Below are 26,120 nucleotides of genomic sequence, written 5' to 3' on the forward strand. Positions count from 1 at the left end.
TACACTATTTTTCAATAATAGATAAGTAAAAGTTAATATATATAAGCACCTTATTATTTAATTTTTATTAAATTTAAAATCAATAAACATATTATTTATTAAGTTTTTTACCTAATTAGCTTTTTTTAATTCTTTTTTATTGCTATTATTAAATGATGTTAGACATTAATTATTAGAAATTTTTAGTTATAATATTATCAATAGTTTTAATGTATTTATGATATAATACAAAGTATAAAGAGGTGGGAAAATGCAAAGAATGATTACTATAAATTGTAATAAATTAGACAAATCAATAGAGACTAAAAAGTTGTTAACCAGGAAACTTATAGATGCTGGATTTGATGTTTGCGATGAAGTTCATCCTAATACTGAATTAATCATATCCATAGGTGGAGATGGTTCCTTTTTAAAAACAGTTCATGATTTTGAATTCCCAGAAGTACCAGTTTTCGGTATAAACACAGGGCATCTTGGTTTTTTCCCAGATATCTGTCCTGATTACATAGATGACTTCATTAAGGCTTATTTAGATAAGGATTACATAGTACAAGATATATCTATTCTTCAAGCTAGTATATGTACTAAAAAAAGTTGTTCAGACGTATTTGCAATAAACGAAGTCGTTATTAAAGGAGATAAATCTAGAACTATACATATTAATTTAAAAGTTAATGATAAACACATACAAAACTTTAGTGGGGATGGAATGATAATATCTACACCAACAGGTTCTACAGCTTACAATTATGCTGCTGGTGGTAGTATAGTAGATCCTAGCCTAGATCTTATGCAACTAACACCATTATCACCAATCAATACAAATGCATATAGATGTTTTACATCTAGCATAATATTTTCTAAAGATTCTAATATAAAAATTTCACCAGAGTATAGATTTGAAAATTCTATACTTATTGTTATAGACGGTGTTGAACATAGATTTAGTGAAATTGATAATATACAAATTTCAATATCTGACGTAAAAATTCAACTACTTCGAATGGCTAACTATGAGTTTTGGAGTAGAGTTTCTGAAAAGTTTTTATAACATACAACTAGGAGGATTTAATATGAAAATAGGAGTAATGAGTGATACTCATGGAAGTTTAGTTTATTTTGAAAAAGCAATAGAAGCATTAAGTGACTGTGATTTCATTTTACATGGAGGAGATGTTTTATACCATGGACCTAGAAATCCACTACCAGAAGGATATAATCCAAAGGATTTAGCAACAAGAATAAATGAAATAGGAAATATATTAATAACTAAAGGTAACTGCGATTCTGATGTAGACCAAATGGTAATAAATCATCCAATCCAAACACCTTTTGTAGTAAGTCAATTTGGTAAACTTAGAGTATTACTTACTCATGGATACACAGAATCTAAAGAAGAAGTAATAAAAAAAGCAAAAGCTATGGAAGCAAGTGTACTAATATTTGGACATACTCACGTTAAAGAACTTTACTTAGATGAAAATTTAGTAGTACTAAATCCAGGAAGTACTTCACTTCCTAAAGACGGTAGCCACTCAGTAGCTACAATAGAAATAATGGGTGAAGACCACCATGAATTAGATTTAGACATAAATTTAATAGATATAAACACAAATGAAATAATAGAACTGTAAACATATTAAAAGCAAACTATCTATATAGGTAGTTTGTTTTTTTATATGTTTATAATTTATTTAATGATATTTCATATCAATCTTTTTATATTAATCTTTTCATCTTTTCATCTTTTTATACTTCTCTCCACTATTTGAGAAATAAAAAAATTTTGAGAGTGCTTTAGCGTAGGGTTATATATAATAGTTCAAATGCCATTTGCAGGCGCGCACCTTGCCTGCATGGCATAGAACTATTATATGTAACCCGGAGCGCCAATCACTCTCAAAATTTTCAATTCACAAAAAAACTTATCCTCTTGATGCGTATTTCTTGATTATACTAACTATTAATTCACTACACTTCTCCATAGCTACAACTGGTATACACTCATTTTTAGAATGGAAGTTAAGCCCACCTGTAAATATATTAGGGCATGGTAGACCCATGAAAGATAATCTTGCTCCATCAGTACCACCTCTTATAGGTATTATTAATGGCTCAATCTCTAATTCTCTCATAGCTTCTTCAGCTATATCTACTACAAACTTAACTGGTTCAACTTTTTCCTTCATATTAAAGTATTGATCTTTTAAGTCTAGTGTAACTCTTCCATCATACTTTTCATTAACTTTAGCTATAGTTGATTTCATGAATTCTTTTCTTTCCTCAAACTTAGCTTTATCATGATCTCTTATTATATATACCATTGTTGCATTTTCAACATTTCCATTTAAATCATTTAGGTGGTAGAAACCTTCATAGTTTTCAGTCGTTTCAGGTCTTTCATTAGCTGGGAATAACTCAGATATTTCAGCTGCTATATGTAGTGCGTTAACTAACTTATTCTTAGCACTACCTGGATGTACATTTCTTCCTTGTATAGATATTGTAGCCGCTGCTGCATTAAAGTTTTCATATTGAAGTTCACCCATTATACCGCCATCTATAGTATAAGCATACTTAGCACCAAATTTATTCACATCAAATAAATTAGCTCCTCTACCTACTTCTTCATCTGGTGTAAATCCTATTTTCACATCACCATGCTTAATGTCAGGATTATTTATTAAATACTCTACTGCAGTAACTATTTCTGCTATACCAGCTTTATCGTCAGCCCCAAGTAAAGTTGTTCCGTCAGTAACTATTAAATCTTCACCTGCAAACTTAGTAAGTTCAGGATAGTCTTTGACACAAGTTTTTATATTTAACTCTTCATTAAGTACTATATCTTTACCATCATAATTTTCTATTATTCTAGGCTTAACATTTTTACCTGTAACATCTGGTGCTGTATCTAGGTGTGATATAAAACCTATTGTATCTACACCACTTGTATTCGCTTTTAAAGTTGCCATAACGTAGCTATTTTCATCAACATTTACATCTTCTAGACCAAGCCCTTTTAGTTCTTCAACTAAATAGTTTGCAAATACTCTTTCCCCTTCAAATGATGGACAATTTGCATTTTTAGGGTCTGCAGTTGTGTCAAAAGTAACATATTTTAAAAATCTTTCTAAAACCTTTTCTCTCATACTTATACCTCTTTTCTCTTGTTTATCATTTTAAAGTATTTCAACTTTATTTAATATTTGATGCATAGCAACTAGTCCTAAACAAAATATTATTCCCAATAATCCTGCAATTTGTATACCTATAAAAATTGCAGCTACTGATGCAAGTGGATTTATACCTATATTCACAGAAACAAGCTTTGGCTCTAATATTTGTCTAATTAATGATAGTGTTATAAATATAATTGTAATAGCAATACATACAAAGTAATTCTCTGCTAGAAAATAATATATTATTACAGGTATAAATATAACTACAATACCTAAAAATGGAACTAAATCTAGTAACCCTCCAATAACTCCTAGTACAAAACCATATGGAATACCTAGTAAACTAAAACTTGCCCATATAACTAAAAAAGTTAATGTAATAAGTATTGTGTATGCCTTTATGTAACCAATAATAGATAATATTATTTCTCTTTTAATATTTTTCACTTTCTTTTTCGAAGAATCTGTAAATATATTGTAAAAACCATTTTCCATCCTATCTATATCTTTTGCTATAAAGTATGTTGATATAAACAAAGTTATGGTAAATAATACAATATATGGAATAGATGTAGCTAAGTTAATTATACTTGCTAAAAGCCCTTTAGCCAAGTCCATCATTTGAAGACTATACTTATTAATAAGTTCTTCTATATTATAATTTGCAAATTCCTGAAATTGAGAAATATATATATTGGCTTTATTCACTAAATCGATTATATAATTATTTATTTCACCGTGGTTTAATGAAAAATTATTTACAAACTCCACCAAGCTTCTGCTTGCTGATAATATAAATATAGTACCTAGTGAAATTACTAAAGCTACTCCAATAAAACTTAACACTATAGTTGACAGCCCCTTATTTATATTGAGTTTATCTTTTAGTTTTTGAGATATTGGATTAATAAATATTGCTATTAAACCTCCAATAATAAATGGTGCTATATAAGGAAATGTCTTACAAACTAATATAAAACCCAATGTATATATAATAAAAAATATTATATTATTTTTTGCCTTTACTTTAAATTCTCTATCTAAAACAGCCATATCATCATCCCTTTCAAGTTACTATTTTAATTATCTCCATATTTATATAAATAAAACACTGCCAAGGCAGTGTTATATTATGTGAAAATTCTTATCTTCATTATTCTATTTTTATCTAAGCTTTCTATACATAACTTTATATTCTCTACTTCGATAACCTCATTTTCTTCTGGTAATCTTCTTAGATGTCCTATAATAAAGCCACCTATAGAGTCAAATTCTTCAGATTCTAGCTTTATTCCTATTAATTCATTTACGTCACTAATTTTTGTACTTCCTTCTACTACATATTCATCTTCTTTTATAACTTGTATTTCATCATCTTCTTCATCGTATTCATCTTCTATGTCTCCAACAATAACTTCTACTAAGTCTTCAATAGTGATTAAACCTGCTGTACCACCATATTCATCTACAACTATGGCCATTTGACTTTTTTCTTTTTTCATTTCTTCAAGAAGTTGAGTTATTTTCTTAAATTCATATGTGAAGAAAGGCTCTCTTATATAATTTTCAATATTAAATTCATCAATTTCATCATCAGTTAAAAATATTACATCTTTTATGTTTAGGATACCAATTATATCATCTATCGATTCCTTATATACAGGTAATCTACTTAATTTTTCATTTTTAAACATCTCAATAATTTCATCATAACTATCTTCAGAGTCTATAGCTACCATATCTAGTCTTTGAATCATAGCTTCTTTTGCTTGCATGTCTCCAAATTGGAATACATTATTAATTATTTGTCTTTCCTCGATTTCCAGTACTCCTTCTTCATGACTTACATTTACCATAGTTTTTAACTCTTCTTCTGTAATATATGGCTGAGCACCTTTATCTTTTATACCAAGTAATTTAAATATTACTCCCGTTATTATGTTAAATACCCACACTATTGGTGTTAGTATAAATATTACTAACTTTATCGGTTTTGCTACAAAAAGAGCAACTTTTTCTGAGTTATTTGCTGCTATAGTTTTCGGTGTTATTTCTCCAAATATTAATACCAATATTGTCATCATTGCTGTAGCAACAGGAACTCCATCTGGTCCCATTAAATTTATAAACAATGATGTAGAAATAGCAGTTGCTGCAATGTTTACAACGTTGTTACCAACTAATATTGATCCTAATAATCTATTTGGGTCTTCAATTAAATTACTTACTAACTTAGCTCCTTTAACTCCTTCTTCTTTCATGTGTCTCATTCTTATTTTACTTAATGACATTAATGATGTCTCAGATGCTGAGAAAAATCCAGATCCTATAAGTAAAACTCCTAAAATTACTATTTGAATCAAACTTTCGGGCGATTCCAACCTTTACCACTCTCCTATTTACTGTTTTTTATGTCATTATAGATTATATCATAATTATTAATTTTTTGGAAATAATACCACTTGGTTTTAGTTAAGGTTAACGATATTATTCCCTCTTAAATGCCTTTAATATTTATTACTTCTTTTACAAATAAACTTTCTATAATCTCTACAAATATATTTATCTTATATAACTACTTATATGTACATTAATTTAAAAGTATTATCAAATTATAAAATTTTGCAATATTCATATAATATAACTAAAATCTTAATTATTAAGGAGAATTAAATGAAAGACTTATTAGAAAAAGGCGCTGTCCTTCAACGCGACAAAGAAACTTATGCTATAGCACCACATTTACCTGCAGGTTTAGTATCATCTGACCAATTAAGAAAATTGGCAGATGTCGCAGATAAATATAAAGTTGATGCTATAAAAATAACTGCAGCTCAACGTATAGCTCTGGTTGGATTAAAGGAGGAGCAAATAGATAGTGCTTGGGATGACTTAGGTATGAACCCAGGTGCTGCTATAGGCTTATGTGTTAGAAGTGTAAAAACATGCCCTGGAACTACATTTTGTAAAAGAGGTTTTAGAGACTCAGTATCTTTTGGGTTAAAGCTTGACGATAGATATCATGGTATGAATCTACCAAATAAATTAAAAATAGGTGTAAGTGGGTGTCCAAATAGCTGTTCAGACAATCATACTCGTGATATTGGTCTTATGGGTACTCCTAAAGGCTGGACAGTATTTGTAGGTGGGAAAGGAGGTACCATTCCAAGACTAGGTGATAGACTTGCAATGAACATACCTGATGAAAAAGTTCTAGATTTAGTTGATGAGGTAATAAATATTTATAATAAAAATGCTACAGGAAAAGAGCGTCTCGGTGCTTATTTAGATAGAGTAGGTTTTGATACCTTTAAATCTATGATTAATTTAGACAAATATTTACAGTAAATAACATCTTATAACTTTTTTTCAAAATTTTTTTATTAATTTGTGTCACTTTTTATTGTATTTGCATAGTATATAGTGTAAGAGGAACTTAACCAACTTCTCTTACAAAATCGAATAATATGAATATCAAAACTCCTGTTAATATTCTAATAAAATGAGCGGATATTAATAATAATTTCTTTCCCCCCTAAATATTTTAAGCCACCTTCACCCCCCCTTGTGTAAGGTGGCTCTTTTTTATATCTGCCAGTATAAAAAATTATATAATGCAGATAATTATAAATGAGAGCGGAAAATTTATATATCTCTCCCCCTAATAAGTATATATATGGCGTCTACAATCTCCCCCTTGTAGACGCCACTTTTTTAACTATATTCTATTTTTACCTTTGAACCACTGCCAGCTTCACTAGGCATAACAACTAGTTTTACTGGTACTCTGTTTTTAAGCTCCTCAACATGACTGATTATACCAACACTTAACTTATCATTATGTAGCCTTTCTAAAGACTGCATAACTATTTCTAGTAAGTCACTGTCTAGGGAACCAAAACCTTCATCTAAGAAGAAGAACTCTAAAGGAGCACTTCCTTTTAGTTGTATTTGTGAAGACAGTGCAAGAGCCAATGAAAGAGATGTTAAGAATGTTTCTCCTCCTGATAAAGTATCTACACTTCTTCTTAATCCTCCATTAAAGTTATCTCTCATAACAAAGTTTAATGTTGAATCAATTTCTAGAGCATATCGCCCTTTCGTAATTACTTCTAGTCTTTTAGAAGCTTCTAAAGCTATATATTTTAATTGATTAGTAGCAACATATTCAACAAACCTATTACCTTGTACAATTTTATCTAGGTCTTCTAGTAAGTCTACTTTATGTTGAACTGACTTAAGCTCTTTATTTAATTCCTTAACCTTTTCTAAAGACTCTTTAAGATTATTAATAGTATTTTGTTTTGCTCCAATTTCTTTACCTATATTGCCTACTTCTACCTTAAGGTTATATATGTTATTTTTTAACTCTTCAAATTCTTCTTTTTTAACTCTTCTTCCACATAATTTTTCTGTTAGTTCTTTTATTTTAAATGTTATAATTTTTTGTTCTTCTTCATACTCAGCTATTTCTTCTCCTAGCCTTCTCTTATAATCTGGATCTAATAATGAACGCTTAACTGAATATATTCCATCAAACTTACTTTCTCTAAGTAGCTGTTCTAAAGTCTCTGATTGTAGCTTGTATTGCTCTTTAGCAATTTTTAATCTACCTTCTACGTTATTTTTCTCTGCTACAAATTTATCATATTCTATTCTTTGCTCTTCTAACTTCTTCTTAACTGTTTCTTCATGGTTAATAATTTTATTAATCTCAGCTTCTAAGTTATTTAGTAAATTTTGTGCTAATTCACCTTTTGTTATAGCTATAACATCGTTATATTTTTCATCTCTTGCTTTACGTTTTTCAGCATATACTTCTCTAGCACTAATTAACTCTAAGTCTATTTGATGCAGTTTAGTTTGATCATTTCTTATGCTTTTTTCTATTTCGTCTTTTTCTTTACTTGCATTAGAGTATTGCTTGTTAAGTTCTTCTATAAGTTTTTCATTTTTATTTATTTCAGCAACTTTACCTTCTAGATCAGCTACCTTTGTTATACTTTTTAATCCAATATATTGTTCTTTCACCTCATTGTATTTTGAGCTTATATTATCAATACTTTCTTTGAGTTCAGTTATTGATTTTTTATAACTGTTTATGCTTTCTTGTATTTTAACTTCATTTTTTTCTACTCTATTTTTTTCTTCTTTATACTTAATAATTTTATCTTCTGTTTCTAATTTTTCTTTTTCCCATCTTTGCAGACTACTCTTTAGAACTTCTAGCTTTCTTTGCTCTTCTTCATATTTTTTTCCTAAATCAGAAGATTTTATTTCACCTAACTTGTGCTTTAATTCTTCCATTTCTTTGGTTTTAAGTTTTTCTGTAGATACAATTTCACTATTTCTAGAATTCAGTATTTCTATTTTGTGTTTAATATCTTGTTCTTCTTTTTGAAGTTTTTCTAATTTTGATTTAGCAAATTCTATTCTATCATCGGTTTTATCTACATCTATTTCTTCATGGTGTCTTGATCCACATACAGGGCAAGGCATATTTTCCTTTAATTCTTTTCTAAGCTCTGAAGCTAAATTTAAATATTTTAGTTTATCTATTTCTTTTTCTAAATCTAAAATATTTTTATTAATGCTTTCTAATTTATCATTGTTAGATATTAGCTCTCTATCTGTGTTGTGTTTTTGTTCTAGAATAGTATTTAACTCGTTTTGAACATTTTCTTTTTTTGTTTCATTTTCTTTCGTTATCTCAGTTCTTGATTTTAATTCTATTAATTGCTCTGTTTTTATTAAAATATCATCATTCTTACCAGGACATTTTTTTAATAATAAATCAAGATGATTATTTTCTTCCTCTAACTTTTTACTAATAACATCATTATCTCTTTGTATATATTTAGATTTTAAATTTATATCTTCATATTCTTTAGATAATAAATCTAATTTGCCTGTATTTGTCTTTTTCTCTTCACTAAGCTTGTTATATTGTTTTTCGTAATCATAAGCTAGGAATATTTTATGTTTTAAATCTGCACTTATTATTAACTTTTCTGTTTTATTTTCAATTTCTTTTACATTTCTAGCTAATATTTCTCTTTTAGATTCATTATCTTTCAAAACTACAGCTAATATTTCTTTATCTTTATTAAGGCTAGTACCTTTCTCTTTTAACTCTTTAAGTTCTTTATTTAAGCTTATTAATTCTATTTCTAAATTTTTTGCTCTTTCTAGTCTACTTTTTTCCTCACTTAATTTAGGTAACTTTTCATTTCTAATGTTATAAGCTTCTTCAGATTTTAATTTTGTTATTGCAAGTTCTTGTCCTAGAATATTTAACTTCTTATCTAGATTAACTATTTTCATATTACCATCAGCAATATCTTTTTCTAAACTTTGTACTGATGATATATATGGATGAATTTTATCTGCATTTAGTGCATTTTCTAATTGCTTAGTCTTATCATGCATATCATTTCTTTTTAAATCTAGTTCTTTTTTTCTAGCTTCGTTTTTTTCTAGTTTTGTTTGCTCTTCGAATATAGCTTTATTTTCTTCGTGTCTTTTTTGTTCACGATCTAATTCTTCTGTTTTTTCTTTTTCATTTATTTTAAGAATTTCTAATTCTTTTAATGTGTTATCATGTAATTCAACACTGATTCCTTCATACTGACTTAACTTAGAATTAATATCTCTTAAACTTTGTATTTGTACATTTTTTCTTCTTCTAACCTTATCTATAAGCCCTCTTCCATACTTTTCTAAGTTAAAGATTCTCTCAAGCATATCTCTACGCTCTGATCCAGTTAGCTTTAAGAAGTCGTTAAACTTACCTTGAGGTAATACTACTGATCTTGTGAAATCATTAGCTGTAAGTCCAACTACTTGAGCAACTTTATCATTAACATCTCCTACCTTATCAGCAAGTACTACTGTACTTCCATCATTATGTACTTCTACTAATCTTGCATGAGAAGTTTTGGTACCTGTTTTACTTCTAACGATGGTCCTATCTACTATATATCTTCTTTTTGAGTTTTTATTTCCTATTTCAAACTCATAATTAATTATTGCTTTGTCACATGCACTATTTATATATTCTTTAGTATTTCTAGCTATATTTCCATACATTGCAATAGTTATGGCGTCTAATATTGTAGATTTACCACTACCTGTATTCCCAAATATACCAAATAATCCTCTTTCAGTCAGTTTTTCAAAGTCTACTACCTGTTTATCTGTATAGCTATTTAGTCCAGTTAATTCTAATTTAATTGGCCTCATCTGCTGTATCACCTTCTTCGCTTATAATATCTAGGAATAAATCCATCAGTTCTCCTTTTGGCTCTATACCTCTACTAAATGAATAAAATTCACTAAACAATTCTGCCATTGATTTTTCTTTTATATCTATGTTCTCTTGCTCATACTGGCTAGTTATAATCGGTCTTATTTCTATTATATCTTTTAAAGTTTCCTTCATTTTTTTTATATCCGATTGAGAAATTACTTCATCAGTCTTTATTTCAAAGTATGACCATAAGTCACGCTCTTTATTTTCTTCACATATTTGAAGAGCTTCTTCTATTCCATTACACTTAAATACTTCTATTGGCTTATAGTTTTTAAAATATATTTCTTCTATTTTAGGCTTTTTATTTGCTTCAATATCAACTATATAAGCTCCTTTTGTATATGCTCTTTCATCTTTACTATATTGAAGAGGTGAACCAGAGTAATATGCATTTAAACGAGCAGATGCCTTTTGTGGCTTATGTAAATGACCTAGAGCTATGTATTGAGCTTTCGATGGTAAATCTTTCTTTTCTACTAATAAGCTACCACCTAGTTGTATCGGTCTCTCTGAATCAGTTCCTTCTCCTCCAACCACAAAAATATGCGATACTGCTATATTTATAGTATTATCCTCAAAGTTTTCTTCTAAGTTTCTAAATATATCTCCTATTTTCTCTGAGTAAGTTACTTGTCTTTCTTCATCACTACCAGTATCACCTATAACTTCATTTAATCTTTTTTCACTAGGATAAGGTAGAGTTATTATTACTGCTTCTTCATCTTTAACTTTTACTTTTACACAACCTTCTTTTGCTTCTAATATTTCAAATCCATCATAGCTTGCTACTTGCGTTGCGCTTAATGGGTTTCCAAGTATTATTATTCCTTGTTCATGAGCAAGTGGTGTTGCAGCTCCTAATCTTTCCGGATTATCGTGGTTTCCAGAGATTATTAAAACACATCTTTTTCCATTATTAGAAAGCTTAGAAACTGTTTTATAAAACAGTTTCTCTGCTTGAGCTGGAGGATTAGATGTGTCGTATATATCTCCAGCTATAACTACCATATCTATGTTGTTTTCATTTACAATATCTATAAAATCTTCACAGAATTTTTCTTGTTCCTCTAGTCTCGATTTACCTTCTAAGTTTTTCCCTAGATGCCAATCTGATGTATGAATAAACCTCATATTGCCCTCCTAAATCAATATACCTTCATCTATTCCAAATAGGTATATATACTTTTCTTTTACTTCTTTTCCCGTAAGCTTTTCTAATGCCTCTGCATAAAGTGATAACTGCTTCTCGTATTTTAAAACTATTTGATTTTTATTTTCTTCATTTACAAAATCAGTTTTATAATCCACTAATACTATTTTACCATTTTCTTCGAAATAAGTATCTATAATACCTCTAAGCATTAAACTGCTATCATCTAGAATATCCTCATTTATATAAACATCTTTCATTTTTATATCAGAATATATTGCTTGTTCTCTTTTTATAAAGTCTGCTTTTAACATTCTTTTTCCTATATCTGATTTAAAGAATTTATAAATTTTAAATGGATTGATTACTGATGCTTGCTTTTCAGTTATTATATTTTTAGAAACAAAATTATCTATTTGAGATTTTATTTCATCAATATTATTAATTTTATCTAAGTCTATTATTTCCATTATTAAATGGACAATTGTTCCTCTTTCAGCTCCAGTTATTTTTTCAGTTTCTTCACTTTTTTGAAGGAACATAGGCTTCTTTAAATTTGAACTATTATTAAATATCTCACTACTATAATCTTCTTCATAATTATTTTGTATTTTCTTTATTTCTGTTACAGAAATACTTGCTGGCTTAGTAACACTAGTTTCAAATGGATAATTATAATTGAGCTTATCTTTTATAACTTCATAATATTCACTATTGCTAACTTCTAAATCTATATTGTCTAAAATATCTTCAATAGTTTGATTTTCTTCATCTTCTTTTTGCTCTAATATTACATCATCTTTATACCAAAGCTTTGCATTCCATTTCGACCTATGATTTTCTATGTGTGAATTGCTAACTTCAACATGTACACTTTCTCTAACATTTTCTAAATCTTTATGTTTTAATACTGATGGCATAATCCAGTCTAAGAAGTTTTTGCCTTTTAAAACTTCATATTGAGATACCTTACCAGAACCATCAATATTACTTGTCCATTTATTTATGCTAGTAGGTATATCTTTTGTAGATCCTGTTATTATTAATTTTTCTTTAGGTCTAGTAAATGCAACATATAAAACCCTCATTTCCTCAGATAGATTTTCTATATTTATCCTTGTTTTTAATGCTTCTTTTGCAATACTCGGATAAGATATTCTTCTCTCAAAATCTACTAGCTGAGGTCCATATCCTAGCTTATGATGATATAATATATTTTTCTTAAAGTCTTGAGTATTGAAATTTTTACCCATTCCCGAACAAATTACAACAGGGAACTCAAGACCTTTACTTTTGTGAATACTCATTATTCTAACTACATTGGCATTTTCACCTAAAGTTTTAGCACTACCCATATCAGTATTTGATTTTTTTAATTTTGTTATAAAGTTTATAAAGTTAAATATTCCTTTAAAGCTTGTCTCCTCAAACTGTTTTGCTCTTTCAAATAATATTTTTAAGTTGGCTTGTCTTTGACTTCCTCCAGGTAATGCCCCTACATATGCATAATATCCTGTTTTAGTGTATAGGTACCATAAAAACTCATCAGTACTCATATATAAAGATTTTTCCTTAAAATCCTTCAACTTGTTTAAGAAGTCAATACATTTGCTTCCTCTTTTATCCTCAAAATCAGCAAAGTTTTCTACAGCTTCATAAAACCCTTTATCCTTTTCTTCTATTCTAATATCAATTAAGTCCTCTGGAGTAAATCCAAACATAGGAGACTTTAATACTGCTAATAGTGGTATATCTTGCATAGGGTTATCTATTACTTGAAGAAGTGATAATATAGTCTTTATTTCTAATGTATCGAAATATCCTACTCCAATATCCGCGTAAGTAGGTATATCCATATTCATTAGCTCATCTGCAAAAACAGGAGCCCACATAGAAGTTGCTCTAAGTAATATAACTATATCCTTAAATTCTACAGGTCTATATTCATCATTTTTCTTATCATATACTTTGAATATTTTTCCGTCTTCTTTTGGACTCATCAATTCTCTAATTACTTTACCTACCATTCTTGCTTCTAGCTGTACGTTGTCTATTTCTTCCTCTTCTTCCTTTTGGTTATCCGTATTTTCTCCATCTTCATTAGGCTTAATACTTTTTTGAATAATATGTATATCAGTAGGTCCTCCTACTATAGTATTTTCTTCTTCATTATCTTTAAAGCTTGCACCAAGATTTAGTCTTTCTTTTTGTGTATATTCTATTTCACCTATATTTTCACTCATTATATTTTCAAAAATATAGTTTGCACAGTCAACGACTTCTTCTCTACTCCTGAAGTTTTTGTATAGCATTATTTTTCTATTTAAACTTCCTTTATTTACTCCATATTCGTTATATTTTTGAAGGAAAATTTCTGGCTTTGCTTGTCTAAATCTATAAATACTTTGCTTAACATCTCCAACCATAAATCTATTAGGAGTCTCTATTTTTGCAATAGTGCTTAGAAGTACTTCCTGAACTAAGTTACTATCTTGATATTCATCTATAAATATTTCATAAAACTTATTTCTATAGCCTAGTGCAATATCTGATGGTACAGTATTTCCTTCTTCATCTTTTGATGTAAGTATTTTAAGAGCAAAATGTTCAATATCATTAAAGTCTATTATTCCTTTTTCTCTCTTTTTATTGTCATAGCTTTTTTCAAATTTAATTACTGTTTCAGAAATAGATTTTACTATTGGATATAAATATAGTATTTCATCTTTAATATACTCTGTCTTTTTATAAAAAGTTGATCCAATTATTCCTTCTAAAGATTTTTTCATCTTATCTCTTATAGACTTTGCTTTATCTTTCGCTTCTTTTATATATGAAGGAGCGTCTTTAGGTATTCTTTTCACACCTTTAACATAATTTTCAAATTCCATAGTAGACATCTGTAAATAAGCATCTTCCCATGATGTATTTACTGCATCTAATATTTTCGTTACTTTGTTATACTCAATTTTTAATTTTGCTGTAAATGTTTCAAGTTCCTCTATTCCTTCAACTTCTTCTAAAGCTTTATTCATACTGTTTACTATTCCGTTCATTTCTATCTTTACAGTATCAAGTATAGCCTTAGCCCAAATAGATTTTGAGAAATCAAAATCTTCATCTATATCAAATAGTTCAACACTTTCATTTAACCAATCTTTTGGATATGGTGATGCCATAGCAAAGGTAAATATACTAAGTATTATATTTTGAAGCTCACTATCGCCTCTTTTTTCAGCATAACTTTCTACTAAATCTAAAAAGCCAGGATCTTTAGCCTCGTATAACTCTTCAAAAACCTCTTCTATAGCTTCTTGCTTTAATAAAGAACACTCAGTTTGATCCCCTATTCTAAAGTTTGGATCTAAGTTTATTTTATGGAAGTTTGATTTAATTACTTCCAAACAAAATGAATGTATCGTAGTAATACTTGCTTTATTTAATAATATAAGTTGATTTTGAAGATGCTTACTTTCTGGGTTCTTATCTAAGGCCTTTCCTATTGCATCTCCTATTCTTTCTCTCATTTCTGAAGCCGCTGCATTTGTAAATGTAACTACTAATAATTTATCAATATCAATTGGATTTTCTTTATCTGTAATCATCTGTATAATACGCTCAACAAGTACAGCTGTCTTTCCAGAACCTGCAGCTGCTGCTACAAGTAAATTACAGTTTCTACTATCAATAACTGCTTGTTGTTCATCTGTCCATTTAGGAGAACTCATTACTCAACATCTCCTTTCATACTTTTTATTATTTCATCATTATCTTTATTATTTAAAATTTTATATTTGTTATCTTTTAAAGTTGTATCAAACTGACATATTACCGAATATGAGCAGAAATCGCAAGACGTTGCGTTTTTATTTTTGTATGGTGCTATCATAATATTCCCAGAAATCATATCCTGACAAATCTCTTTTATTGTTTTCTTAACATGCTTTCTTAATACTTCAAACTCTTCATATGTTACACCACTAGTATTTCTTCCTATACCACCATCTTTAGTCAAGTTAGCCGGTATTACTAATGAAGAACTTCTTTCACCATTTTCAAGAGACTTATCCATTTCTTTAATAATATGAGAGTCTTTTATAACTAAACCTTTCATTCTAAGGTCTTTTAATATTGCTTCTCTAACTTCTTCATCATTTTTATCTTCATTAAACTTAGCTATAGGGTCATCTATTCTACAGTAAAGTATTGCTGCAGGATTTAAATTATACTTATCGTCTTTTGAACTTTCTAATATTGCATCTAGATATACCATTAGCTGAAGTTGAAGACCATAGTAAATATCAGTTAAACTTATAGATCTATTTCCAGATTTATAGTCAATGATTCTTATGTATTTGTCTTCACCTTCTTCAAACTCATCTACTCTATCTATTTGACCAATTAAATTTATTTCTTCGCCATTATTTAATACTATTTTAATAGGCGGATATTTTCCTTTTATACCAAACTCTACTTCATAATCACTTGGCTCAAATGATCCTTGTTTAATTTGCTCACTTATAATATTTATTGCTGCAATAAGCATCTTTTTTAGTCTATAAGCAAGGTATTTATATCTTTCTGAGCTTTCTAATATGTATCCTGGTATTTTAGAAACTATATCATCAACTATTCTAGATACTTTCGTACTTATGTAATTTATGTCTACATCTCTCCATGTTAACTTATCTCTTGATAATTCCTTAGAAAATGTATCTAATATATTATGTATAAACGTTCCTAAATCTGGTGCCGTAAAAGAGTACTCTTTTCTTTCTTTTGCCTTTAATCCATATTGAACAAAATATGCAAACGGACATTGAGCGTATTTCTCTAATCTTGATACACTTAATAAATTATTTGCATATAGACTTTTTATCTTCTCTTCCTCTACCTTACTTACTTGATTAGTAAAGTTTAGTCCATCTATAACCTTCCTCACGATATACTTATACTCATCATCACTTAAATAGTATCTATATACATCTAGCCAAATATCATCTATTTCTTTTTTGTCATCAAATCCTTTTATTTCATTTATAAGTTCATTAAAAGTAGGTGCTTTTACTGTAATCTTATTTAATATTTCATCACTAGTCTTAGCATCTTTTTCTACTAAATAACTTTTATTATCAATGTTTGAGAATATCTTTTTAAGTCTTGATACAATTACTGATGGTCTTAGAGTTTTACCTTCGTGGTCTGATATAGGATAAGTTACTATTAAATTTTCACATGTAGAAGTAAGTGCTTTATATATTAAAAACTGTTCTTCAAAGGTTTTTGTCTTGCTATCAATATCTACTTCTATACCTTTTTCTCCTAAGTTATTTCTATCATTGTCACTTAGTAAGCTATTATCTTTAGCTATTAATGGGAATATTCCATCTGTAGTCCCTATTAAATAAAGGTATTTAGTATTAGGATTTTTCATTCTATCTACACTACTAACTAATACCTGATCTATACTTGGAGGAACTAAACCAAGCTCATATTCATCAAACCCTAGGCTTATTATTCTTATAAATTTATCTAATGAAACTTCTTCCTCTCCCATTATTTCAACCATTTGATCAAATATATCTACTACTATATTCCATACTTGAGAGTATTGATTAGCAATATCTAACTCACCTTTATCTTTAAAGTTTATTATTAGCTCTTCAATAGTATTTGGCATATCAATATCTATTAAAAACTCATACACATATGTGCAAATATCTTTAACTTTATTTTTACCTTTAAGGTTGTTTTGTAATTTTATAATAGGCTCTAGTAAATTATTTTTTATTTCATTCACTTTATCAATTATCTCTCTATCATAATCAGTTTCGTCAATATTGATATTATGATTTAATCTATAATTCCATTTTTCTTCAAACCATCTTTTGCCTTTTATTCCGTTTGCAAGTACATAGTTTTCTAGTAAGCTTATATCTTCACTACTAATTCCTATAAGTCCACTTTTTAAATATCTAAACATAGTTTCGTAGCTATATCTTCTATTTCTCATTTCAAGTGCTGATATTATAAGAACAATAATTGGATTACTTTTAGCTTCTCTCTTTTTATCAATAAAGTTTGGTATTTTATATTCATTAAATATTGAATTAACTAAAAAGTCGTATCTATTTAAATCTCTAGTAGCAATAGTTATATCCTTATACCTTACATTTTTATCTCTTACTAGATGTACTATTTCTTTGGCTATTTCTTCAACTTCATTATATAAATTATTGAATTCTTTTATTTTAATATTATTAGTAGGCTCATCATAAACTTTATATGGATAAGCATTATAATATTTTTCTAAATGTTGTAGCTCTTTATTACCTTCAAATCTTTTTATGTTTCCATTATTTAAGTTAATATGTGGTTCTATTTTTATATTATCTTCACTACATAACTTTACTAGCTTCTCATATGTAAATTTAGTTCTAGAAAATGCATCCGTCTTGTAGTAAGATAAATTATTAATATTATCTACAGTAAGACTTATTAATACTTCCTTAGATTTTTTAAGTATACTTTTTAAAACTTTATACTGATTAGGTGTAAAACCAGTAAATTCATCAATATAAACGTGGGCACCTTCAAAATAATCACATATTTCCAGTTTGTCAGATAAAGCATTTAACATATCCTGAGAATCTACATAGTTTTCATGTAGTATCATTTCAAATTCTCTATATATTTTACTTATGTCTTTTAACTTTAATCTTAAGGTTTCATTGTCTAAGTCTCCACAAATATTATCTAACATATCAGCACTAATGTTATATTGCTTAAATTCTCCTATCATATCAGATATAGAGCTTACAAATCCTGACTGAGAAGATGACTTTGAAAATATTTCTAGCTCTTTACTAACACTTTCTATAGCCTTGTAAGTCATCATTGCTTTTCCACTAGAATTAATATTTACATCTGTCAAACCACCAACATGAGAAAAGACTATATTACTCATAGTCTTAAAACTTAATACTCTTGTTCTTAAATATTTATCTTTTACGTCTCCTAAGAATAACTTACTTACCCGTTTTTCCATCTCAAAGGTATATTGTTCAGGAACTAATATTATTACAGGGGTAGTATCATTATCCAAAACCCTTTGCTTTATTTGTTCTAATATATAGGTAGATTTACCGCTACCGCCTCTACCTAGCACAAACCTAAGTCCCATATATGTCATCCTCCAAAATACTATAATCTACACTTTTATTATTGCATAATTTATTAAATTCACAATATTGACAGTGTTTCTTATTTTTATGTTCTTCATAATCATCTTCTTGCATCATATTAAGATAATTAATTATTTTGTTTTTATTATTAATATGTTTATCATCACTATACACAATAGTTATTGCCTCATTATCAAATTCCGGCTGATAATATTTCATTTTAATATTTTCAGTATCTATATTTCTATTTTCAAGCTTAGGTATTACTTCCTTTGCTAAAAACATATATAATATTGTTTGCATTCTATTTTCAACATTTTTGTAGTCAATTTTTCTACTTTCAGTTTTCCAGTCATATATTTCTATACTGTCATTTCCAAGTACTAACAAATCATATTTTGCTTGTATCTTATATCCATTAATATTAAGCCTTAATTCATATTCTGGTAAATATATATATTCATTTTTTATAGGAACCAATTTTTTTATTTTCTCTATCCATTTACTAAACTTCTCGGATTCTATATGCCCTATTGGTATATTATTAAAATATCTTTCACACAATAAATGAAAATCTCTCCCCAATCTTAAACTTTCATAATAATCTCTACTTTCAACATCATCATATTTCCAGTTTATCTTATCAATATATTTAAACTTAAATTTTAAAGGACATGATTTATATGTGTTTATTGAATTTTGACTATAACAGAAATATTTTAGTTTCTCATTCAATTAATATCACTTCTTTCTTTTGTTTGCAATATGAGCATTAAGCTCTTTTAAATAAATACTTGGCTTTTGTTCTTTATTTTTTTTTCCAATATCTTGTTGATCTTTGTATGCACTTCCTGATAATATAAGCATCTCTTTAGCCCTTGTTATTCCTACATATAATAATCTAATTTTTTCATTTATTAATTCAATCTTTGTGTTATATGAAAAGTTAGTATTTACTTTTCCAGTCAATAATTCTTCAATTTCTGATTTTATTACAGCTGTTGGATTTTTATATGCATCCTTTAAATACCATTTATCACATTGGAATTTTTGATTTACGTTATCTGGGAAGTTATACTCTACAAGACCTAGTAAAAAAACACAATCCCACTCTAGTCCTTTAGACTTATGATAGTTGCATATAGTAACACTTCCTGGTTTAGGTTCATACCCGTTTATCTCATAAACAACATCAATAATGTGATTAAAAACTTTATTTTTATTATCCATTAATATTTTGTAAACATCATCTAAAGTTATATTAATGTTTTCTGAACATAAGTATTTTATGTAGAATGATAAATAGTCTACGATTGCCTTATCTTCTTTAGAAATATTGATTTTTTCTCCTATAAATAATATTAATAAATCTAATCTTACTATTGAGTATTCTAGTATTTCTCTAAGTGCATTTTTTCCACTTATAAATCCTTTAAAAATATCACTTTCTTTATCAATTATTAAAGAGTCTGTTTTATTACCATATATTATTTCTTCAGTGTCATAGTTTTTAAGCAATTGTAAAAAATCAATTTTACCCAGCTCATTTTCACTATGTATGAATACCTTGTCTAGTACATTTATTAGTTTATTATTATCTTCCATATTTAATAAAAAGTCTATTACATATGAAATATTAATTAATACTTTCCTTTTATTAAGAGAATTAGGTCCTAATTCTTCAAATTCTATATTATTTTCCATAAGTAATTTAGCTACTTGTGTAATTTGTTCATTATAAGGAACTAAAATACCAATACTCTTATCAGGATATTTTTTATTTATTCCTTTAGTGTATCTAACTGTATTATCTAGTTCTTGATCCCAAGTCTCATACCATTTTATATTTATATTGTAGGAATCAGGGTTAGGATTTTCTTTATATCCCATACCTGTAGGAACAGTTTTTATCTCCATATCTTCTAAAGCAGTCCTACACTCATTTTGTCTAAAATCATATGTAACATATTTAACTAACTTATTAGCTAGTTCTAATATATCCTTAGAACTCCTATTAGACATGTCCATTCTGTGACAATGATCAGCTTCTTCTATAAATTCTTTAAAAAACTTTGGATCTGAAGATGAAAATGTTCCTGTTATACTTTGATTTATATCCCCAACTCTTACTAAGTTGTTATTTTCATTACTTATTATTTTTATTATCTTACCTTGTATTTCATTGCTGTCTTGACACTCATCCTCAAAAATATATTTATATCTATTTTGAAGCTTAGCTCTTAAATTTTCATCCATGCTTAAAGCTCTATAAGCTAAAATTAATATATCATCATAATCTAATAACCCTTGTTGCTTTAGGCTTTTATCGTATTGTCTATAAATTGGTAAAATAATATTTAATATTCCATTATGTCCATTCTTTATGATACTATCTTCTAAATCATCTGGTGATATTTCCTTGTATTTTAGTTCACTTACAGAACTTCCAATAAGATCATAAAATCCTCTTTCCCATTGTTCTAGAGCAATGTCTCTCCATCTTTCATCTTTTTGTTCTTTTAAGAAATTAGCAAAAATTCTTTCTCCACCACTACTTCTAAATCTATTAATACACTCATTTAGAATAATTGTTTTTTGTAAATCATCAGCAATGCTAAATTCCTCATTTAACATTACTAGTTCAGGCTTTTCTTTTATTATCTTTACAGCTAAACTATGTATTGTCATTACTTCATAAGAATTATTTTCTTGAATATCACTTTCTTCAAGAATTTTTTTAATTCTACCTTTAAAGTTGCTAACTGCACTATTCATATATGTAAGAACTAATATTTTTCCACCTTTATGTTTTTTCTCCATTAATAGCTTTGCTACAAGATTAGTAACTATAAAAGTCTTACCTGCTCCAGGTACTGCTGGAACTGCCATAGTCCCTCTCTCATAGTTAATTATAGGTATTTGATCTTCTCTATAGCTTATATTATTCATAATTGTCCCCCTTATCTAAAATCTTTAATAAGAGACTATATAATATACTTTCTTGAATATATCCATTAACTGTATATTCACTTTTATATGCATATACCTTTTTACAATCACATAAAAGGCTATATATCATATTATATAGATAATATTTTTTATAACTTTCTTCCATAATGTCACTATAAACTCTTTTTTCTTCAAATGTCTTTCTTAAAACTACAATATTACTTAGCTCTTTTTCAATTTTCATGTTCCACGAGTTACTTCCTATATCTACCCATAATTGTATAGGTCTATTTATATTATTAGATATATAAGTATAAGGTGTTGTTATCATAACTTTGCTACACTCTTTAAATTCTTCCATGTCAACAGAAGTATAATAATCATTTATTGATGTCTTAAGAGCAGTAATAAATATTTGCTCTTTACTTTTGTCTTTATCTAAGCATAAAAGCTCAACATTTTGAACAAAGACACTACTTTCATTTATTATCTGTTTACATACATGTACATTTTCTCTACCATATTTTAAGTTAAGCATTTTATCTAAGTAAAACTTAATTAAAAACTCATCAATTTTAATATCACTTTCTTTTTTGCTAACTATATAATTTCTAAGCTCACAGAACTCTGAGTTACTATCTTTATCTCTATAGACTTTAAATGCCTTTATTCTATTTACTTCTAATACTATTTCTATAAAACTTATAAATTCTTCTTCTCTAATTAGTTCTTCTAATCCATAAAATATACAACTTGCAACAACTAAAGCATTTCCATAAGGATAATCAACTAACTTTTTATCTTTTTTAGTATTTATCACTTCTATTCCCTCAGATGATAATATATTTTTCACTTGATAATCTAATATTGTATTATTTATAGGAGATATTATTACTAAATCCTTTGGGCTTGTACCTGATTTTATAAGTTCTAGTACTTTTTCACAAACTTCTTTTACCATTTCACTGTATAATTGACTAGATTGATTTAAACTTATATTTGCTGGCAAGCTATATATATCGCTAAGTTCTACATTTTCAATACAACCATTAATACACGTGCATTTAACATTATTTTCTAATTCACAACTATTTATTATTTTTTCTTTTATGTAATCTATGTCAACATTATTAAATGAAGCATAGTCCCTGGTACTATTTAAATAAATATAGGACTCTTTTGATATACTAGAAATAATATCAACAAAATCTACCTCAGCACAGCTACATAATTCTAGGCTCTCTACTATTAAATAATCAACTTCTTTTTTAAGATTACTAACATATGTTTCATCATTTATTAAATAATTTTGGTATAAATATACACTTAAAGAGTTGTCAATCATTGAATTTGATAATAAAGTTTCAATATAATAACTTATAATTTCATCCATTTGGCTATATGAAAATCTCATTAAGTTATCTTTATTTTTTTTAGACAAGTATATTTTTTCACCAATAGCTTTAAAGTCTATTAAACTTAAAGCTGCTTTATTAATATTTGTATTAATACTCTGAGCGATATTTTTATTTGTAGCAATAATATCATCAAAGTATCCTAATAATCTTCTACTGCTATCTACTTTTTCACCTATTATATATTCACTTAAGCTATTATTAATAAATTTAGGAGTTATAGACTGACTTCCTATTTTATTACATTTATTAACTACTAATGGCCAATATCTAACTAATTCTCTTTTTATAAATCCTAAATATGTACTAATATTTAATTCTTCACTATATTGCAGATCTATATTTCTTTCATACTTTAATTTTGAACTGTTGTTAGGCACTAGTAGTAGTATTTTCTTTGACTTATTATTAGCATTACTCAATAACTCTTTATATCTATTTAATACCTTACCTATTTTTAAATTATTGTCATTTTCTTTATATAAATATTTCATATAATCACCTTTTTCTCTACATCTTATAATCAAATGTATGTACTAATTATAACATATAATATTGTAAAAATTTGCTTCTCTAATATTATCATTTCTAAAGTAATACTCTATTTAAATAATATCTAGATGAAAAAAATGCAGCCATAAGGCTGCTTATTTATCTAATCTTTATTAATGCTATATCATCATTATTAACTTCTAAATCACTAATTATAAAATCATCCATTAAAATATTTTCAAACTTATATCTATTATTTTCTACAATGAAGTTTTCACATGTAAATGCAAATGGATTATCATTATTACCTATGTTCATATATTTCATTAGTACCTCATACATAACATCACCATGCCCTATTTTATTTTTGTCATATTATAATTATTGAGTTTACTAAGATAATTTATTCATTATTTTTTTACTAATTGAACCCATTATAACAAATAATATATTTAAAACCATTATAATAAACTGATAAGCAAAAGTTATTTTTGTTGCAAATACATTTATTAAGGAAATAGTTGGAGAAAAATAAGGCATAATCATCCATATTGCTGTATTAGGGCTATTTAATACAAACTTCGTATATATTGCAAAAAAACCTAAAAATAATCCTATACTACATCCTATAGTTCCAACAATTATCGATTCCTTAATACTCAAGTTATTAAAGTAACCTGTATAAAAGTTTATACCAAAATAAAACAAACAAAATATTAATCCTATAGTTATGGTAATTGTATTTTTAGGGAAAATGTTGAAGTAGATACATGAAATTAAGCATATAATAAGAATGTTGAAAAATAATCTTTCACTAGCATCAAATATTTTTTGCATATACTCACCCCAAATTACTTTTAATATATTATATAAAAATAAAAAGTAAAGGTTCACAAGAATTATTTATACGAAAGGATATATAAGCATATGAAGCGTTCATATAAACTAATTATGTTAAGCTTAATTATTCTAATAAGCTTTTTTATTTTATCTAATCTTAATAATAAAAATACAAAGCCAATTATTAATGAAGAAGATAAAAGTTTATGGATTTATAACAGAAATTTTAATGATAATGTAGTTTTTTATCCTCAACATCAAGATGATGAGGTTCTTTGGGCTGGTAGTTGTATTATTAGAGCTATTGAGAAATGTGGCCCTGATAATGTATATGTCGTGCTTGTTTCAGATGGTACTGGAGTAAATATATTTAAAAATATTAAATATAAGAATTTAACTAGAAAGGAAAAAGAAGAGCTTCGTAACAATGAGTTTAAGGAAGCATTAAAATTTCTTGGTATAAAAGATAATAATATTATCATATTATCAGAACTAGATAATGAGTCTGTCAACCATTTTGATCTTATGAAGGAACTAGCTTTATATTATGAAGACAAATTAGTCAATGTTACTCACGTCGCTCACTCCTATAAATATGATGATCATCCTATGCATAAGAAAAATGGCAAGGTGATAAAAAATCTTTATGATGAAAATAAGATTAATGATGTAATGTACTTTATTAAACCTAAGTATAAAAACAAAATTGATAATAGTCTAAAAGTATTATACACAGCACAAACATTACAGGAATACGATAAAAATATAGATGGTATTGGCTACGAATCTGCACATAGCTATTTTGATAGATTAATGAACGACCCTAATCTACCTTCTATATTGCATCTACCCTTAAAATAAATATAGTATAAATAACCATAATAATTTAACTTTTTTCGGTGAAAATATATAAGAATATTATTTAAGAGGTGAATTATATGAAAAATAAAAATAAATGTGAATCTAATAATCAATGGTGTGGTTCTAATATTTCTTTAACTAGTAAAGCTGGTTCAAAGCAAAAGGATGAAACTAATAATCAATGGACTTCTACACTAAAAAAATCTCCTGAAGTTTATTCAGAAAATTGTCATCCTGAAAAACACAAGAATAATAAATAATTTATTATTTAAAAGCTCTGAGTATATAATATATTCAGAGCTTAAAATAACTCATTCCATCTAACATAAATTTTGCTTATTTTTCTATAATTTAATTCTATATCATTTTGTTTAAACAAAGTAATTTTATTCTTTATTCTATAATAGACTTCAAATATTGCATACTCTTCCTCTTTGTACTTTTCTTTTTCTCCAATAAACTTAACTTTTATCTTTCTATTCTTTTCTAATTTTTTTATTTCCTTATATAAATGTGAATATTTATCTTTATTTAAAATTTCTATTATTTCCTTAGATAATTTTATATCTTCTGTATTTAATTTGTCCATAATAATCATCCTCAATTATAATTTTTTATATAAAAAAAGATTACGTGGCTACGTCCTACTCTCCCAGGAGGTTGCCCCCCAAGTACCATCGGCGCTAAAGAGCTTAACTTCTGTGTTCGGAATGGGAACAGGTGTATCCTCTTTGC

General features: G+C 27.3%; 18 protein-coding genes and 1 rRNA gene. 5 read left to right on the forward strand and 14 right to left on the reverse strand.

Annotated elements, in window-relative coordinates:
* Window positions 1-250 precede the first annotated feature (250 nt).
* A complete protein-coding gene (locus ACI48P_RS13675) occupies window positions 251-1,051 on the forward strand; it encodes an NAD(+)/NADH kinase (protein ID WP_475216597.1) in 801 nt (266 codons plus the stop codon).
* Between the two features lie 22 nt (window positions 1,052-1,073).
* Window positions 1,074-1,634, forward strand: a complete 561-nt coding sequence (yfcE, locus tag ACI48P_RS13680; RefSeq protein ID WP_475216599.1) for a phosphodiesterase — start codon at window positions 1,074-1,076, stop codon at window positions 1,632-1,634.
* Window positions 1,635-1,925: 291 nt separating this feature from the next.
* Here the strand turns inward: yfcE and pepT are convergent, their stop codons facing one another.
* The 3 genes from pepT to ACI48P_RS13695 all read right to left on the reverse strand — a co-directional run bounded on the left by pepT (window position 1,926) and on the right by ACI48P_RS13695 (window position 5,563).
* On the reverse strand, window positions 1,926-3,152 hold the full coding sequence (gene pepT / locus ACI48P_RS13685; RefSeq protein WP_475216601.1) for a peptidase T: 1,227 nt from the start codon (window positions 3,150-3,152) through the stop codon (window positions 1,926-1,928).
* 30 nt (window positions 3,153-3,182) lie between these two features.
* On the reverse strand, window positions 3,183-4,235 hold the full coding sequence (gene ytvI, locus ACI48P_RS13690; RefSeq protein WP_475216603.1) for a sporulation integral membrane protein YtvI: 1,053 nt from the start codon (window positions 4,233-4,235) through the stop codon (window positions 3,183-3,185).
* 77 nt (window positions 4,236-4,312) lie between these two features.
* Window positions 4,313-5,563, reverse strand: a complete 1,251-nt coding sequence (locus ACI48P_RS13695; RefSeq protein WP_475216604.1) for an HlyC/CorC family transporter — start codon at window positions 5,561-5,563, stop codon at window positions 4,313-4,315.
* Between the two features lie 292 nt (window positions 5,564-5,855).
* Between ACI48P_RS13695 and ACI48P_RS13700 the strand changes: the two genes are divergently transcribed.
* Window positions 5,856-6,530: a nitrite/sulfite reductase domain-containing protein gene (locus ACI48P_RS13700; RefSeq protein WP_475216606.1), complete on the forward strand. Its 675-nt coding sequence runs from the start codon at window positions 5,856-5,858 to the stop codon at window positions 6,528-6,530.
* Window positions 6,531-6,896: 366 nt separating this feature from the next.
* On the opposite strand, the gene ACI48P_RS13705 is transcribed toward ACI48P_RS13700, so the two are convergent.
* The 9 genes from ACI48P_RS13705 to ACI48P_RS13745 form a co-directional block, all read right to left on the reverse strand.
* Entirely contained in the window at window positions 6,897-10,424 is a 3,528-nt protein-coding gene (locus ACI48P_RS13705; RefSeq protein WP_475216607.1) for an SbcC/MukB-like Walker B domain-containing protein, read from the reverse strand.
* Window positions 10,411-11,625 (reverse strand): exonuclease SbcCD subunit D, encoded by a 1,215-nt coding sequence (locus ACI48P_RS13710; protein ID WP_475216609.1) that lies wholly within the window; start codon window positions 11,623-11,625, stop codon window positions 10,411-10,413. The genes ACI48P_RS13705 and ACI48P_RS13710 overlap by 14 nt, the downstream gene beginning before the upstream one ends.
* 9 nt (window positions 11,626-11,634) lie before the next feature.
* Window positions 11,635-15,372, reverse strand: coding sequence for a helicase-exonuclease AddAB subunit AddA (gene addA / locus ACI48P_RS13715; RefSeq protein WP_475216611.1), 3,738 nt, complete (start codon window positions 15,370-15,372; stop codon window positions 11,635-11,637).
* A complete protein-coding gene (addB, locus tag ACI48P_RS13720) occupies window positions 15,372-18,827 on the reverse strand; it encodes a helicase-exonuclease AddAB subunit AddB (protein ID WP_475216613.1) in 3,456 nt (1,151 codons plus the stop codon). The genes addA and addB overlap by 1 nt, the downstream gene beginning before the upstream one ends.
* On the reverse strand, window positions 18,817-19,563 hold the full coding sequence (locus ACI48P_RS13725; protein ID WP_475216615.1) for a PD-(D/E)XK nuclease family protein: 747 nt from the start codon (window positions 19,561-19,563) through the stop codon (window positions 18,817-18,819). The genes addB and ACI48P_RS13725 overlap by 11 nt, the downstream gene beginning before the upstream one ends.
* 6 nt (window positions 19,564-19,569) lie before the next feature.
* Entirely contained in the window at window positions 19,570-21,777 is a 2,208-nt protein-coding gene (locus tag ACI48P_RS13730) for an ATP-dependent helicase (protein ID WP_475216617.1), read from the reverse strand.
* Window positions 21,770-23,686: a hypothetical protein gene (locus tag ACI48P_RS13735; protein WP_475216619.1), complete on the reverse strand. Its 1,917-nt coding sequence runs from the start codon at window positions 23,684-23,686 to the stop codon at window positions 21,770-21,772. The genes ACI48P_RS13730 and ACI48P_RS13735 overlap by 8 nt, the downstream gene beginning before the upstream one ends.
* Window positions 23,687-23,843: 157 nt before the next feature.
* On the reverse strand, window positions 23,844-24,011 hold the full coding sequence (locus ACI48P_RS13740) for a hypothetical protein (RefSeq protein WP_475216620.1): 168 nt from the start codon (window positions 24,009-24,011) through the stop codon (window positions 23,844-23,846).
* 66 nt (window positions 24,012-24,077) lie between these two features.
* Entirely contained in the window at window positions 24,078-24,521 is a 444-nt protein-coding gene (locus ACI48P_RS13745) for a hypothetical protein (protein WP_475216622.1), read from the reverse strand.
* Window positions 24,522-24,611: 90 nt separating this feature from the next.
* Here ACI48P_RS13745 and ACI48P_RS13750 point away from each other — a divergent pair, with 90 nt between their 5' ends.
* Both ACI48P_RS13750 and ACI48P_RS13755 read left to right on the forward strand, forming a co-directional pair.
* Window positions 24,612-25,385 carry a PIG-L family deacetylase gene (locus ACI48P_RS13750; protein WP_475216624.1) on the forward strand — a complete coding sequence of 258 codons (774 nt, stop codon included), beginning with the start codon at window positions 24,612-24,614 and terminating at the stop codon, window positions 25,383-25,385.
* A gap of 77 nt (window positions 25,386-25,462) precedes the next feature.
* Complete coding sequence (locus ACI48P_RS13755) at window positions 25,463-25,645, forward strand: hypothetical protein (RefSeq protein WP_475216626.1); 183 nt, start codon at window positions 25,463-25,465, stop codon at window positions 25,643-25,645.
* 41 nt (window positions 25,646-25,686) lie between these two features.
* Here ACI48P_RS13755 and ACI48P_RS13760 read toward each other — a convergent pair whose 3' ends face one another.
* Window positions 25,687-25,974, reverse strand: a complete 288-nt coding sequence (locus tag ACI48P_RS13760) for a hypothetical protein (RefSeq protein WP_475216627.1) — start codon at window positions 25,972-25,974, stop codon at window positions 25,687-25,689.
* Between the two features lie 42 nt (window positions 25,975-26,016).
* Window positions 26,017-26,120 (reverse strand): 5S ribosomal RNA (rrf, locus tag ACI48P_RS13765); the annotation flags it as partial.

It is taken from the genome of Romboutsia sp. LXY-2 (genome assembly GCF_056171995.1).